Origin of the sequence: Myroides odoratimimus, assembly GCF_001485415.1 — a bacterium.
Lineage (GTDB): Bacteria > Bacteroidota > Bacteroidia > Flavobacteriales > Flavobacteriaceae > Flavobacterium > Flavobacterium odoratimimum.
On sequence record NZ_BCMQ01000004.1, the window covers coordinates 165,636 to 180,897 of the forward strand.

9 protein-coding genes and 1 tRNA gene are annotated in these 15,262 nt (G+C 32.0%); 6 read left to right on the top strand and 4 right to left on the bottom strand.

Annotation, left to right across the window (positions count from 1 at the left end; translation table 11 throughout):
• The first annotated feature begins 127 nt into the window (after nucleotides 1-127).
• Nucleotides 128-1,423, top strand: a complete 1,296-nt coding sequence (locus MODO_RS05525) for a glycosyltransferase family 4 protein (protein WP_006265440.1) — start codon at nucleotides 128-130, stop codon at nucleotides 1,421-1,423.
• Nucleotides 1,424-1,633: 210 nt separating this feature from the next.
• On the opposite strand, the gene uvrA is transcribed toward MODO_RS05525, so the two are convergent.
• Nucleotides 1,634-4,447, bottom strand: a complete 2,814-nt coding sequence (gene uvrA / locus MODO_RS05530; RefSeq protein WP_006265438.1) for an excinuclease ABC subunit UvrA — start codon at nucleotides 4,445-4,447, stop codon at nucleotides 1,634-1,636.
• A gap of 727 nt (nucleotides 4,448-5,174) precedes the next feature.
• Between uvrA and MODO_RS05535 the strand changes: the two genes are divergently transcribed.
• Nucleotides 5,175-5,762, top strand: a complete 588-nt coding sequence (locus MODO_RS05535; protein WP_006260071.1) for a sigma-70 family RNA polymerase sigma factor — start codon at nucleotides 5,175-5,177, stop codon at nucleotides 5,760-5,762.
• 295 nt (nucleotides 5,763-6,057) lie between these two features.
• Here the strand turns inward: MODO_RS05535 and MODO_RS05540 are convergent, their stop codons facing one another.
• Nucleotides 6,058-6,729 (bottom strand): endonuclease III domain-containing protein, encoded by a 672-nt coding sequence (locus MODO_RS05540; RefSeq protein ID WP_006260072.1) that lies wholly within the window; start codon nucleotides 6,727-6,729, stop codon nucleotides 6,058-6,060.
• 265 nt (nucleotides 6,730-6,994) lie between these two features.
• On the opposite strand from MODO_RS05540, the gene MODO_RS05545 reads away from it, so the two are divergent.
• From MODO_RS05545 to MODO_RS05555, 3 genes are all read left to right on the top strand, one after another.
• The gene (locus tag MODO_RS05545) at nucleotides 6,995-8,395 is read left to right on the top strand and encodes a serine hydrolase (protein WP_059050877.1); all 1,401 of its coding nucleotides are present in this window, start codon (nucleotides 6,995-6,997) and stop codon (nucleotides 8,393-8,395) included.
• A gap of 214 nt (nucleotides 8,396-8,609) precedes the next feature.
• Nucleotides 8,610-8,694 (top strand) — tRNA-Ser (locus MODO_RS05550).
• A 198-nt stretch (nucleotides 8,695-8,892) separates the two neighbouring features.
• Nucleotides 8,893-11,547 (top strand): DUF4062 domain-containing protein, encoded by a 2,655-nt coding sequence (locus MODO_RS05555; RefSeq protein ID WP_059050880.1) that lies wholly within the window; start codon nucleotides 8,893-8,895, stop codon nucleotides 11,545-11,547.
• Between the two features lie 541 nt (nucleotides 11,548-12,088).
• On the opposite strand, the gene MODO_RS05565 is transcribed toward MODO_RS05555, so the two are convergent.
• Together MODO_RS05565 and MODO_RS05570 are read right to left on the bottom strand one after the other, a co-directional pair.
• Nucleotides 12,089-12,559 carry a JAB domain-containing protein gene (locus MODO_RS05565; protein WP_059050884.1) on the bottom strand — a complete coding sequence of 157 codons (471 nt, stop codon included), beginning with the start codon at nucleotides 12,557-12,559 and terminating at the stop codon, nucleotides 12,089-12,091.
• 185 nt (nucleotides 12,560-12,744) lie between these two features.
• Nucleotides 12,745-14,415 (bottom strand): hypothetical protein, encoded by a 1,671-nt coding sequence (locus tag MODO_RS05570; protein WP_059050887.1) that lies wholly within the window; start codon nucleotides 14,413-14,415, stop codon nucleotides 12,745-12,747.
• A gap of 143 nt (nucleotides 14,416-14,558) precedes the next feature.
• On the opposite strand from MODO_RS05570, the gene MODO_RS05575 reads away from it, so the two are divergent.
• A complete protein-coding gene (locus tag MODO_RS05575) occupies nucleotides 14,559-15,218 on the top strand; it encodes a hypothetical protein (RefSeq protein WP_059050889.1) in 660 nt (219 codons plus the stop codon).
• Nucleotides 15,219-15,262 lie beyond the last annotated feature (44 nt).

The following is a 15,262-nucleotide window of genomic DNA, read 5'->3' on the forward strand; positions in this document are numbered from 1 at the left end:
TGACGGTTTACAGTTTACGGTTTACGGTTTACAGTTTACAGTTTCACGATTTCACAGAAAAGCGGTTTCACAAAAAAACGATTTCACGGTTTCACAGAAAAACGATTTCAAAAAAACAAAATGTAGTATGAATATGCCAAAGAAAAAAGTTTTAATCATAAGTTATTATTGGCCTCCAGCAGGAGGACCAGGAGTACAACGTTGGTTAAAGTTTGTCAAATATTTACCAAGCTTTGATATTGAACCTATAGTATATATACCTGAGAATCCAAGTTATCCATTATTAGATTCTAGTAATGAGCAGGAGGTAAGCTCTGAAATAACGATTCTTAGACAGCCTATTAGTGAACCTTATAGCAAGGCTAAATTAGTAAGTGGTAAGAATACAGATACTTTAAGTGCGGGAATTATTCCAGATAAGAAGAAACAATCATTCACGGATAAACTATTGCTTTGGGTGAGAGGGAACTTTTTTATTCCTGATGCTAGAGTGAGCTGGGTGAAACCTTCTGTGGCTTATTTATCTAAGTATTTAAAGGAAAACAAGGATATAGAGACCATTATTACGACAGGGCCTCCTCATAGTATGCATTTGATAGGAATGGCTCTTAAAGAGCAATTAAACATCCAATGGATAGCTGATTTTAGAGATCCATGGACGACTATAGGGTATCATAAAGAATTAAAACTAAATCAGTCTAGTGCAGCTAAGCATTTAGAATTAGAGAAAGAAGTTCTAAATAAAGCAGATCAAATTATCGTCACTAGTAAAACAACTAAAAAGGAGTTCCAGACTAAAACGGATAAACCTATAACAGTGATTACAAACGGTTATGATATTACGAACCTTGGAAAAGTACCTCTAGATGAGAAATTTACTTTAGCACATATTGGCTCGTTTTTATCTGATAGAAATCCTAGAATTTTATGGAAAGCTATCTCAGAATTGCGAAAAGAGAACAAGGCATTTAAAGATGCTTTTCAACTAAAACTAGTAGGGAAAGTAAGTAGTGAAGTATTAGATACCATAAAAGAGTTTAGACTAGAGGATTGTGTTGTTAATCACGGTTATGTAGATAATGTAGAGGCATTGAGACAAATGCGTGCTTCACAAGTACTGTTATTAGTAGAAATAGATTCAGAAGATACTAAAGCGATTATTCCTGGTAAGTTATTTGAGTATATGGCGTCAGAACGCCCAATATTAGGGATAGGGCCTGAGGATTCTGATTTCTTCGATATTATCAAAGAAACGAATACTGGAAAAGTAGTGTTGTATTCTGAAAAAGATAAGGTGAGAGATATTCTATTAGAATACTTCGAACAATATCAACAGAATCAATTAAAAGTATTCGCTATGGGACTGCAGTATTTCAGTAGAAAAAGATTGACTGAGAAACTAGTTAAAGTAATTAAGAATTAAAAAATAGGAGTGATTAACCTTCAATATGAGGGGCTTATATCACATGATATTATAATTATGACAAAGGTAATCTTGAAACTCAAGATTACCTTTTTTATTGCACTTTGTTAGCGGAACCTGAGCTGAAACAATTAAAAAAGGCTGTATCATTATTTGATACAGCCTTTTTCTTATGAGGTATATAGTCGTAATTCGTAATTATCCAATGGATTACTTAAGTTTTTCTTTTAGGTACTTTCCTGTTAGTGAAGCTTTGTTTTTTACAATTTCTTCAGGTGTTCCAAAAGCAACTAATTGCCCTCCATTTTCTCCTCCTTCAGGCCCGATATCTATGATGTAATCAGCACATTTGATTAAATCAAGGTTGTGCTCAATCACAATAATAGAATGCCCTTTTTCAATTAAAGCTTCAAATGACTTTAGTAACTTTTGAATATCGTGGAAGTGCAATCCTGTTGTAGGCTCATCAAAAACAAATAATACCTTATCTCTAGTTGTACCAGCTAATAAGAAAGAAGCAAGCTTGATTCGCTGTGCTTCTCCACCTGATAGAGTAGAAGAAGATTGTCCTAACTGCACATAGCCTAGTCCTACATCGTGTAGAGGTTGTAGTTTTTGTGCTATCTTAGTTTGCTTATGTTGATCGAAGAACATTAAGGCATCATCTATCGTCATGGTCAGTAAGTCATCGATATTCTTCCCTTCAAAATTAACTTCCAGTATTTCTTTTTTAAAGCGCTTGCCATGACAAGTTTCACATTCTAAGTGAACGTCTGCCATAAACTGCATCTCTACTGTTACAGTTCCTTCTCCTTTACAAGTTTCACATCGACCACCATCTACGTTAAACGAGAAATGCTTAGGTTGATAACCTCTTAGCTTTGATAACTGTTGTTTAGAGTATAAATCTCTAATATCATCGTAGGCTTTGATATAGGTCACAGGGTTAGATCTAGAACTTCTTCCGATCGGATTCTGATCTACATATTCTATTGATTTAATACCACCAAATTCCCCTTTCATCTCTGTAAACTGACCAGGTTTATCACTAAGTCCTGTTAGTTTTTTCTGTAGTGCAGGGAATAATATTTTTTTGACTAAGGTACTCTTACCACTACCAGATACTCCTGTGATCACTGTTAGACAGTCTAGTGGAAATGTAACGTCTATATTTTTTAGATTGTTTTCTCTAGCGCCTACTATTTCGATAAAGTGTTTGTACCCTCTGCGTTTTTTAGGAACAGCTATTTCAAGAGCACCACTAAGGTATTTCCCTGTTAGAGAGTTTGCTTTTAAAATAGTATTGTAATCTCCTTGAGCTACCAGTTGTCCTCCATAGCTACCAGCCTCAGGACCGATGTCTATAATCTGATCAGCTGATTTCATGATGTCTTCATCGTGTTCTACCACGATAACTGTATTCCCTAGTTGTTTTAGGTTATTCAGTACATCGATTAACTTTTCTGTATCCTTAGGGTGTAATCCTATACTTGGTTCGTCTAAGATATACATTGACCCCACTAAACTACTTCCTAATGAAGTGGCTAAGTTAATACGCTGAGATTCTCCTCCAGATAGCGTAGCAGAATTTCTATTTAATGTTAGGTAGTCAAGCCCTACATTACTTAGAAAGCCAAGTCTGTTATTGATCTCGATTAATAAGCGTTGTGCTACTTTGGCTTCGTATTCATTTAGTTTTAAATCTTTAAAGAAGGTAATCAAATGCTTGATAGGTAAGTCTACCAGCTCGCTTACTGTTCTGTTACCTACTTTTACATAGCTCGCTTCTTTGCGCAGTCTTTTTCCTTTACATGTAGGACATTTTGTTTTTCCTCTATAACGAGATAAAAGGACGCGATTCTGGATTTTATAGTTTTTTTCTTCTAATTCTTTAAAGAAGTCATTTAGTCCTGTAAAGAACGAGTTTCCTTCCCATACCAATGCTTTTTGCTCTTCTGTTAGCTCAAAGTAAGGTTTGTGAATAGGGAAGTCAAATTTATAAGCATTGTTAACCAGTTGATCTCTATACCAGCTCATCGACTCTCCTCTCCAAGGGAAGACCGCATTCTCATATATAGAAAGCCCTGTATTAGGAATGACTAGTTCTTCGTCAATACCGATGATATTACCATATCCATCACAGGATGGACAAGCTCCATAAGGATTGTTAAAACTAAATAAGTGTACATTAGGTTCAAGAAAAACTTCCCCATCTAAGGCAAAGTTGTTGCTGAATTCTTTGCGTTTTTTATCTTTAAGATCCTCTATATAGCAGTATCCTTTTCCTTCGAAGAAAGCTGTTTCTACAGAGTCTCCTAGGCGGTTAAAGAAATCTTCATCATCACTGACTACGATACGGTCTACAACTAGATAAACCTGAGTGGCATCTACTTGATTAACGATATCTTCTGTATTGTCATTTATATATTGATCTAAACGCAAAGTCTCTCCATGCACTAATATTCTAGCATATCCCTGCTGAAGAAGGACATTAAGGTGCTCATAAAGCTCTCTGTCTTCTCCTAAATCAATAGGGGCTAGCAATAATAATTTGGCTCCAATAGCTAAGCTCTTAACATAGTCTAATACATCACTTACAGTATCCTTCTTTACTTCCTCTCCTGAGATAGGCGAGAAGGTCTTTCCGATACGTGCGTACAGTAATTTGATGTAATCATATACCTCAGTAGAGGTACCTACTGTAGAACGAGCATTGCTAGTGTTTACTTTTTGTTCAATCGCAATCGCAGGAGCAATTCCTTTTATGTATTCTACTTTAGGTTTGTTAATACGTCCTAAGAATTGTCTAGCATAAGAAGATAAGCTCTCTACATAACGTCTTTGTCCTTCTGCATATAAGGTGTCAAAAGCTAAACTGGACTTACCAGAACCAGACAATCCTGTTATAACAACAAGATTATTACGAGGGATGACAACGTCTAAATCTTTTAGATTGTGTAGCTGAGCGCCCTTGATGATAATATTCTTTTTTGGATCTATATTGGAGAAATCTATTTTTTTCATGTAGCCTATAAAGGTTTAATAAACAAAGATAATGCTTTCTTTAATTCCACTAAAACTCTGCAAGGTATAATCTTGTGCAAAATGCTGAATCTGCTATAATATTTCGCATTATCACCTTGTATAAAGAGTAGGATGGAAGAACGATATGAGGTTTAAATATAGAAAGAACTAGAAAGTGGATGTAATAGAAAGTCAAAAAGTGGAGTAAATAGGAGTAATTGGGGGTAGAAGGGAGTAGTTGTTTTAAAGAGAAAGCTAGTGTTGATCTAGGCTGTATCTTGATTGGACGCTGTGGTTATCCTATTTTGTTTTCGAGTTGTTCCCAAAAAGTCGCTTCTAGGGTATCTCTTGGGAACACGATACAAACGAGATTAAGAGCTGACAGGAATAAGGATGAAATACCACATGGGAGCAAAAGGGAGACCGTATTATAAAAATGTAAAGGTTCGGTACATAAATATAATTGTGTTTTCTACATCTATTCCAGCCTAATATTGTGATTATTTCATTTAGATAAATTTAAGAGATGTGAATTTTATTGTTTTCCGGCTAAATGATGAGATATGATAACGTTTGTTGATTGAGGTTCTAAAAAAAACTTTTATTTTTTATTTATTTTAACAAATATAATTTTATATATTTGTCTCGTTAAACGATAAAAATCAAAGCCTATAATACAAAATTACTTTATAAAAATCTATTTACAGTTTTAAAAAAGAAATTTGGTATGGTATATATAAATATGCCTGATGCAACCCTTGTAACATTATATATTGCAGGTGGTGAAGAGGCGTTAGAGGTTTTGATCAAAAGACACCAGTCTAAGATCTATGGTTTTATCTTTTCTAAAGTATCAGATGCTGAGTTAGCAAATGACATTTTCCAAGATACATTCATAAAAGTAATTAATACCCTTAAATCGGGTCGATATAATGAAGAAGGTAAGTTTCTACCTTGGGTTATCCGTATTGCTCATAATTTAGTAATGGATCATTACCGAAGAGAGAAGCGTGTACAGTTTCAATATGATTCTGAGGAATTGCCTATCTTTTCATTTCTAAAAGATGATTCTAATACAGTAGAAGGAGATATCATCCAACAACAGATAGAGTCAGATCTACATTTATTGTTAAAAGAATTACCAGAAGATCAACGTCAAGTGATCACGATGCGTATGTATCAAGACTTGAGCTTCAAGGAGATAGCAGAGTTGACAGATGTAAGTATTAATACTGCTCTGGGAAGAATGCGATATGCACTGCTTAATTTAAGAAAATTAATTGACGAAAAAAATATTATTTTGACAGAGATATAATATGTAAAGCGTTTTGTCGTTATTATTGTATAAACAACAAAACGCGCCACATATGAAGAAAAATTACACAACGAAAACTAGTTCATTTAGTTTACCCAAAGAAGAAACCATTAAATTCCTTTTGAGTTACTCTAAAGGATTGAGCCTAGTTAGGCTAAACGGGTTAATCAATAATCTATCGCTTTACTCGAAAGAGAATTAAAAAAAAGAGGTTAAGTCATTATACTTAACCTCTTTTTTTGCTTTTTGATACCTCTCTATACTATCTTACACTGATGTGCTAGGATAAGAAGTGTTATTTCTTTTCTTTTTTTTCTTTCTTTTTATAGTATTCATTGATAACCGTTTTTCTACCTATCACACTCGTTATAATATCTAGTTCTAGATTCCAGCCACGTGCAGGAGAGTATTGTCTTCCATACCATACGAGTTGTAAATGAAGTAGATTCCATTTGTCCTCTGGAAATAAACGTTTAGCATCTCTTTCTGTTTGTTCTACACTTTTTCCATTAGAGAAATTCCAACGATACATTAATCTATGAATATGGGTATCTACTGGAAAAGCAGGTACTCCAAATGCCTGAGACATGACAACACTAGCCGTCTTATGACCGACAGCAGGCAATTCTTCTAATGCAGCCATATCTTGAGGAACTTCTCCATTATACTTATCAATTAAGATATGTGATAGTCCATAAATACCTTTAGACTTCATAGGAGATAATCCACAAGGCCTGATGATATCTTGTATTTCTTCTACCGTCATTTTGACCATATCATACGGATTATCAGCCTTAGCAAATAGTAGAGGAGTAATCTTATTTACGCGTTCGTCTGTACACTGTGCTGATAGAAGTACAGCGATCAGTAGAGTATATGGGTCTTTATGATCTAATGGAATAGGAACTTCTGGATAAAGAGCGTCTAAGGTCTCCATAGCGAATTTTACTTTTTCACTTTTGGTCATAGTCTTTCTGTTTTTATTTAGGGCGAATATACTTAAAAAAAAGATAGGCTATTTTCTATTCAGATAGAGTTTCTTTATCTGAGAATAGGTAATTAGGGGTATTGTATTTTTTGAAGGAGGGCTGTGATTTGATGCTTTATATTGAGGTTGTTATCTTATACTTAAAAGAAGTAAGAAATTCTTTATTTTTCTTTTATTCTTGTTAAAGGGAGATATTTATCGGATAATAACTGATATATTTATCCTTGCAAAATAAAATTAAGAAATGAAGAGATTAAGTATTTCCATAGCGATGTGTTTATTGATGAGTTTTGGTTCTTTCGCTCAAGAGAAAGAGTTTAAACCCTTAATAGATACTTTTGTAAAGGATTACAACACCAATGATTACGATGATATTTACAGTCACTTCGCACCATCTTTAAAAGAAGAGTTGCCTAGTGCTAAGGCTAAGTTATTCTTTGTAGAGATGAAAGAGAAACTTGGTAATATTATGAGTATGGAGTTCTACGGCTTAGACAATAATCAATTAGCGTTGTTTAAAACTGAGTTTGAGAATAATGAAGTTGCTTTACTTAATCTAGCGATGAATGATACTGGGGAGGTAGTAGGATTTAGATTATTAGACATGCCTAAGCCTGTAGATGATTCATTCAAGAAGTTTAGTGTAGAAGAAATTATCGCAAACGAAACGGTTAACCTACCTGATAAAGGACAGTATGCTATTGCTATTATTGATGATGATAAGGTAGAATATCACGGCTTTAAGAAAGTAGGGGATGGAGTGAAAGTAGAGAACAATACAGATAGTAAGTTTTCTATGGCTAATGTAATGACGATATTTACTTCTACTGTATTAGCGGATGCTGTACTAGAGCAAGGTGTGGATATGACTACGGATATAAATAAGTATTATGATTTTAGCTTTAACAAGAATATTAAGCTTCCCTTCATTGCTTTAGCTAATCATTCTTCGTTAGTACCTATGCTACCTGAGATAAAGTCTAATGATCCAAAGGTAGAAGATGATTATTTGACTAATCTGACGAGTGCACAGCTAGAAGACTATTTGCAACATAATCTAGAGACAGATACGATAAGCCCAGATAAGAGACAGAGTTTTTCTTTCTTAGGATATGCTATACTAGGTAATACCTTGAGTAAGGTGTATAACAAGCCCTTTCATCAATTAATCGAAGAGAAAATATTCGCAAGATATGGTATGCATAACTCTACTGTATACATGCCTAAAAAGAAGCGTGAGGTAGTAAAAGGGATTAATGTCAATCTAAAGGAAGTATATCCAGTCAAAGTAGGTGCTTTATTACCATCTAGTGGGGGGATCTCTACAGCTGCAGATTTGACGAAGTTCATTCAAGCGCAATTTAATAGTGAAGATAAGGTACTACAGCTAACACAGAAGCCTACTCTTATTGTAAGTCCTAATTACTGGGTTAGTTTAGGATGGAAGATAGGGTATCCTTTTGGTTCTGGAGAGCCTCTTTACTTCACAAGAGGTATAGATGCTGGATATTCTAACTATGTGGCTTTTGACCCAGTAAGAAAGAAAGGTCTAATCGTTCTTTCTAATAGCTCTTCTGAAGGAGCTCTTAATGGATTAGATTCTTTAAGTTATAAATTAGTCGTTAAGCTTTTTGAAGATAAATAATACTAAAACTCCTTATTAGGAGTTTTTTTTGTTTTTAGAAGACAACGAATCGGTTAGGGGAGTATAAGTCTGATACTTAGTTTTTTATTCTACAGCTATGCTATGAAGTAGGAGCTTCACTGAAAAAACTTTCAATTATTTTATCTCGAAAGTTTGGAGGTTTGGATATTTGTGTTATATTTGCACTCGCAATACGGAAGTAATGCAGACCACTGGAGAAATGGCAGAGTGGTCGAATGCGGCGGTCTTGAAAACCGTTGACTGTAACAGGTCCGGGGGTTCGAATCCCTCTTTCTCCGCAATAAACGCTGACTATCAATCAGTTAAAGCATAAACACCCAATTTTACACCCAAAAATGTAAAGTTGGGTTTTTTTATATCTTTTATTTAAGTATTTTAGCTAAATATTAACTAAAGAAATTTATATAGATGTTTTTTGTATGAAACTTACATGCTTTATGAAAAACAGATATATGACTATGAATATTTAAAAAAAAATGGATGTAAAAATTTATAAAGCATTTATTGCTTCACCAAGTGATACTAATTCAGAAAGAGAAATTTGTGACAAAATTTTTGAAGAGATTAATGCAGGTCTCGGTAATATCTTCAATTTTAGGATTGAATCTTTGAAATGGGAAAAAGATGTAAGACCAACAATTAAAGATACTGATGGTCAAACTGAAATATTTAATCAAATTGGTGATGACTTTGAAATATTCATAGGTATTATGAATAAAAAATTTGGTTCACCAACACCAAGAGCTGGTTCGGGAACAGAAGAAGAATTTAACGCTGCATTTAATCGATATCAAATAAAGCAAGATATAGAAGTTATATTTTATTTCAATGATGAACCTCCCATATCTATGTCAGATTTAAATCTAACTGAATTAGGTAAAATAGCTGAATTTAAGAAAAAAATACAACCAATAGGTATTTATGGAATATATAATGGGGTTTCAGATTTTGAAGAAAAATTAAGAAAAAATCTCTCTAAGTTTTTCTCAGAACAGTATAAAAAAAAAAGTAATGAGTCTTTTAATGCAGAACAAATAATTAATAAAGAAGCCTTAAAAAAAGTCTTTAAAAAACGTTTTAATGATTCTTTAAGAGGTTTTGATGATCAACCTCAAGTTTGGATAGAACCAGTATTAAGTAGAAGTAATGCTATCTCTCAGAATCCTGATGAAAATTTTAGTCAAAGAGTTTTAATAGAAGAAATATTGTTATCTGAAAAATCTTATATTATTAATGCTCCTTCACAATTTGGACTAACTACATTAGCACATCATTTGGTTTTAGAAGCTTGGGATAACGATGAACTTTGGATTTATATTGATAATTCATCTTGTAAGCCTCATCATATTCCCAATGCTGTGAAGAATGAAGTTAGTTCACTTGAACAAAATATTGAAGATGTAAAGTGTGTTATTTTTGACTCCTTTAATTCGAAAGATAGAGTTTCTTTTAAAAAATTAAAAAGACTTATTGAAGTTCATCCTGACTACAAATTTATAGTACTTAATACTGCAGATGAAAGTTTATATTTGGTTCAAGAAGATGACGAGTTAAGTGATGATGAGAATTTAGATATTGACAAAGTATTTGAACAATTGCATTTAATTGCACTTCCACGCACACAAATAAGAAAACTTGTTTGTCAATATAATAGTGAAAAAAAAATCACAGATAATGATAAACTTTTAAATAAAGTCACAACTGATTTAGAATGTCTGAATTTACACAGAACCCCCTACAACGTAATAACACTTTTAAAAGTTTCAGAAAAATATTTTGATGATAGTCCGATTAATAGAACGAGGGTAATTGAAATGATATTATTCGTACTATTTGATTTAGGAGAAATACCAAAATATAAAACTAAACCTGATTTAAAAGACACAGAATATGTTTTAGGTAAATACTGTGAAATTATGCTAAAAAAACAACAATATAATTTCAGAAAAGATGACTTTATAAGTAATTTAAAAGTATTCTGTGAGGAAAAATTAATTGAATTAGATATTGAGGTTGTATTTGAAATCTTAACTAATAACAATATAATTGTTCCTTTCTTTGATAAATATAGATTCAAGTCATCTTTTTGGATTTATTATTTTGGTGCGAAAAGGATGCATGTTGATAAATCATTTAGGGACTATATATTTGAATCAAAGAAATACTCAGCATTTCCTGAAATTATTGAATTTTATACAGGTATCGATAGAAATAGAGATGATGCTTTAGAAATACTATTAAGAGACATCAGAGAAACTAAGACTCAAGTTGAAGAAAAACTGGGGATAAAGGGAGAGATAAATCCTTTAAATAATGCAAAGTGGAAACCTAAAGAAAATGAAATAGAAAAACTTCAAGAAGAAATTGGAGAAAATGTTTTAACATCTAAGCTTCCAGATACAATTAAAGACCAATATATAGACAAAGAATACAATCAAATAAGACCATATAACCAATCTATTCAAAAATTTTTCGAAGAATATTCTTTACATAATCTTATTCAACAAATTAGAGCTGCTTCAACGGCTTTGAGAAATAGTGATTATGCCGATTCTCAATTAAAGAAAGATTTGATAGATGAAATTTATGGTTCTTGGAATCAACTTGCGAAAGTGTTGTTTGCAATTTCTCCTATAATGGCAACAAATGGACATGCTTCATTTGAAGGAGCAGGGTTTCAGCTCTCAGGAGACTTTGGAAATACATTTGAAGAAAAATTGACTTCGATTTTACAAGTATTACCAACTAATGTAGTCGGTTATTTTCAAGATGAGTTGTATTCTCCGAAAATAGCCCCTTTGTTGTATGATTCATTTAATAAAGAGTCTAACGAATTGTTAAAGCATCAACAAGCTTTATTGTTAATATTTAAAAGACCAAATGGATGGAAATCTCATATAGAAAAATATATTACATCTATACATAAAAATTCTTATTATTTATTTGATACTGTTAATTCCTTAAGAACGAAGTATAGATATGATTTTGCTTCAAAAGAAGAACTACAAGATATAAAATATTTAATAAAATTAGGGTTAGCAAAACACGAATTTGGAGGAAGTAAACCAGGGTTGCATCAAATAATTAAAATCACAGATAGTTGTATACCGAAACGAGAGTTTGAAGAGTAATTTAATTATCAAAGCTATTACTATAAAAATTTATCGTAATAGCTTTGATTTGCTTTCGTTTTTTTAATCTATAAAAAATCTAGCAAATTTTGGATTTTCATTAAAAACTGATTTACTAACTCAATTTAATTTAGCAACTAATTTTTTATTCATTAATTGCTCATATTTCGATTTATCAATAGTATTCTTAACAGCTATATACATAGAAAACCCTGTTGTTAAAAGTAGAAAAGTGTTCAGCACTATCAAGTACAACAACCTTTTAGTACTAACTGCCTTATGAACCTTTAAAAGCTCCTCATTATTTTTTGTTATCTCTCGATGAAACTCTTCAAAGTCATTTTGGAATCGTTGTCGTTGTTCTTTTTCTATCTTTCGGAGTTCAGAAACGTTTATTGTTACTTTGATATTTATTTGGATACATCTATACCTAGACATATATTATATCAAGTTGTAGATTCATATTTATATAAGTACTTTAAAAAATTGTAAAACTGTAACAGCACATTTACAGTTTTACATCTTAAAAAACAAAGGCACCTTATAGGGTGCCTTCATCTGCAAAAGAGTAGTAACTCTCTGCTGTTATAATTAAATGATCTAAAAGAGTAATATCAAGTATCTTACTTGCTTCTTTAATCTTTCTTGTAATTTGTCTATCAGCATCACTTGGAGCTAATTTTCCTGACGGATGATTGTGTATAATCAAAAATGCTGTCGCATGCGCTTTTAAAAGAGCGGAGAAAATGATTCTTAAATCTACTATTGTACCTGTTATTCCTCCTGAGGAAACTTCTAATACTCCAAGTACTTTATTGTTGTTTGAAAGCATAAGTACTTTAAACTGTTCTAATAATTCAATCTTGTTATTATCCCAAGCTTTTAATGCTATTTGATAGGCACTGTAAGAAGATGTAATCTGAGGTCTCTGTGAAGCCTTTACTTTTGATTTGTAAATCAATTCTACTTCCGAAGCGATGAGCCATTCTGTGTTTAAAACTGTAGTTTCCATAATATTAAATTTTTTAAATTAATTATGGAGCCACAATTGGTAATGGCTTAGCGAGCGCAAGAAGCAACGCAATAAAGCGAAGACTTTAGTCAAGCATTTATGGGGGAATTTCTTGTTAGCGAACCGCAAGGCATTACCTAACTTTGTGCAATTTTTAATAAAAATAAAACTATATTAAATGTGTCTTAATCTTTAGTCTGATAACACTCTTTAGCAAATTCATAAAGCTTACTAATGAAATAATAAACTCTGTTCCACTGTTCTTCTGTGTATTTAACCGTAGGATATTTGATATTAGGATAATTTCTAAGACATGTATAATTCTCAAATAACATTTCTTTTATCTCCTTATTACAGTCAATTACAAGACCTAATTCAGGAGCATACCATTGAATTAAACGCCATAAATAACTTGTAGTGTGAACTTGTGGCATATAATCCATTTTAGCAAAGAGTATAGCCATTGAAAGTTGTTGTAAGGTATACTTATAGAAAATTACATCTGCATCGCTCTGACAGCCTTCTATTTGATAACTGAGTCTTTTCACAATAGGTTTAAGCATTGATTTGCACTCTGCCCAAAACTTTAATTTAAGTTCACTTAGTGGAAACGTTTCTAAATCTGGATTCTCAGCTATTAATGGCTTTCCAATCCAAAGTTTCTCCTTTGTGAGATTTTGTTTAAAGAAGGTATCATAAACAGGTATATGCAAATACCAATTTGATTTTTTAATCAGGATTACGGTTACATCAACTAAATCCTCAGTATGAAAAGAAACGTATTGTCTTATATTACCCTCTTCATTAATGTGCAACGTCTCAATACTTGCTAGTAATAGTAAATGTAGCTTATGAGAAGTAGAATCATCAGAGTTTAAGAGTACCTGATTGTTAGTTCGTCTTTTTATTAGATAAAATGACTCTACTTTCTTATACTTCAAAAGTATTTTTCTTGTCCGCTCTTCAAGTTCCTCTTGTATTTCTGTTATCTGTTTGGGATTATTTAAAGAGAGTAGCTTTTGCTTGTTTACCATGAGCTTATATTTAGTGAGGATTCTATGTGGTATTTCTACGTACATCGCTTCTAAAAAATCCTGAGCTATGATAAATAAATATCCAACTAATGGTTGTTTTTTAGATTCTATCTGCTCAGCAATTTTCTTTGGTTTTAACTCTTCTCTAAATAATGAAACCATATCTCTTGTATAAAAGTCAAAGTCTTGTTTAAAAACATCTTGAACAGTAGAGCAATGGTTAAATACGAAATTTAGAAAAGAAGCAGTGCTACACTGAATGCTCCCTGATAATATAGGTTGAACTCTTTCTTTAGTATCTTGTATTACTTGCTTTATACCAAGCATAGCAGATTGTTCATCTATGTGATTAGCTTTCAGCTCCTTTTTTAAAGACTTTAAAAACTTAGTGTTTCTTTTGTAATGCTTAGCAAACCATTTAGAAACAAAGCTTTCAAAATCATTTTCTTTCTGTTTAGATTGGTGCAAACTAAATAATGGTTCACTATCGTGTAAAGAACCATAAACGAGATTTTCTTTTTGGCAATTTAATGTTGAATACATTATATTCTGAAAAGAGTCAGATTGATAAAAGTCCTTGATACATAAACAGTAAATATTTACTTGGTAGTGATTAATCCCCTTAGTGATCCATTTGCTTCTACGTATATTATTTAGTTCATCAGCATCATAAAAACAAAGAGTAATAATAGGATGATTGAGCAAGTTCTTCTGCGAATAAAAAATAAACCCTACTAATTTTTTTTCGATTAACTCTTCAAGTTCGTGTCTTAGTTCGCTTGATATTTTCAAGTTTGAAAGGTTGTTAATGATTGATTTCATAATTACAGTATTTAAGGTTAACTACTGCAAGTTCTTACCTTGATTTACGGTAATCTATTCGAATAAAGGATATTATAGTTCCTAAACGAATAGTTTATCCTCTGTAAAGAGATCAAATTTATGAACCTAAAAATTATATTATTATGACTAATAAAGAGAAAATTAAAAGACTTATAATCAATCGAGAGCAAGTGGTTAATGTGCTGACTATTATAAGTGAAGATGAAATGGTTTTATTGCAAATGATAGATAATATCTTACTTGCATTAAATAATCCAATCGTAATGGAGCATTACAATAACTACCCAAAATATATTGAAGAATATGGGATTGAAAAACTTTTTAAACGAGAAGTTGAATTCGAAGATACAGGTAAGTTTGAGTTTGAAGTTGCAAATACATTAATGGCTTTACAATTACTTATATGTTGTGCTTTTGAACTAATCAAAGAGGGTAAGTTAATTGATTATAAAAAACATGAAAAAGAGGTATTGGAGAAAAATAGTTTTAGAATATATGCCATAGAAAAGATTATAAACATAATGGGCTTCGAGTATTTTATGGCTCACATTTACAATCTTGTTATTCTTGTAGTAGGCAAAGAGAATTACAAGACAATAACTGACTTGTTTTCCAGTCAAGATATATCTGTGTTAGAAAAGGAGAATGTACTTGACGATAATCCTATTATACAATATAATAAAGAAGTTATTATTTGGTTTGGGATGATACGCATATTTATTGATTTAATGACTTGTATCGTTGAATTAAATAGTGACCAAGATTATACTCAGGTTGATTAAATGCATATTTTATCCCTGATATAGAATAGTTTACCAATACAAGG

Excerpts from the sequence above, each read along its gene's own strand:
- MODO_RS05540 (WP_006260072.1), bottom strand. The coding sequence starts at position 6,729 with ATGACCAAAAGTGAAAAAGTAAAATTCGCTATGGAGACCTTAGACGCT.
- MODO_RS05575 (WP_059050889.1), top strand. The coding sequence starts at position 14,559 with ATGACTAATAAAGAGAAAATTAAAAGACTTATAATCAATCGAGAGCAA.
- MODO_RS05565 (WP_059050884.1), bottom strand. The coding sequence starts at position 12,559 with ATGGAAACTACAGTTTTAAACACAGAATGGCTCATCGCTTCGGAAGTA.
- MODO_RS05525 (WP_006265440.1), top strand. The coding sequence starts at position 128 with ATGAATATGCCAAAGAAAAAAGTTTTAATCATAAGTTATTATTGGCCT.
- MODO_RS05545 (WP_059050877.1), top strand. The coding sequence starts at position 6,995 with ATGAAGAGATTAAGTATTTCCATAGCGATGTGTTTATTGATGAGTTTT.
- MODO_RS05555 (WP_059050880.1), top strand. The coding sequence starts at position 8,893 with ATGGATGTAAAAATTTATAAAGCATTTATTGCTTCACCAAGTGATACT.
- MODO_RS05535 (WP_006260071.1), top strand. The coding sequence starts at position 5,175 with ATGGTATATATAAATATGCCTGATGCAACCCTTGTAACATTATATATT.
- MODO_RS05570 (WP_059050887.1), bottom strand. The coding sequence starts at position 14,415 with ATGAAATCAATCATTAACAACCTTTCAAACTTGAAAATATCAAGCGAA.
- uvrA (WP_006265438.1), bottom strand. The coding sequence starts at position 4,447 with ATGAAAAAAATAGATTTCTCCAATATAGATCCAAAAAAGAATATTATC.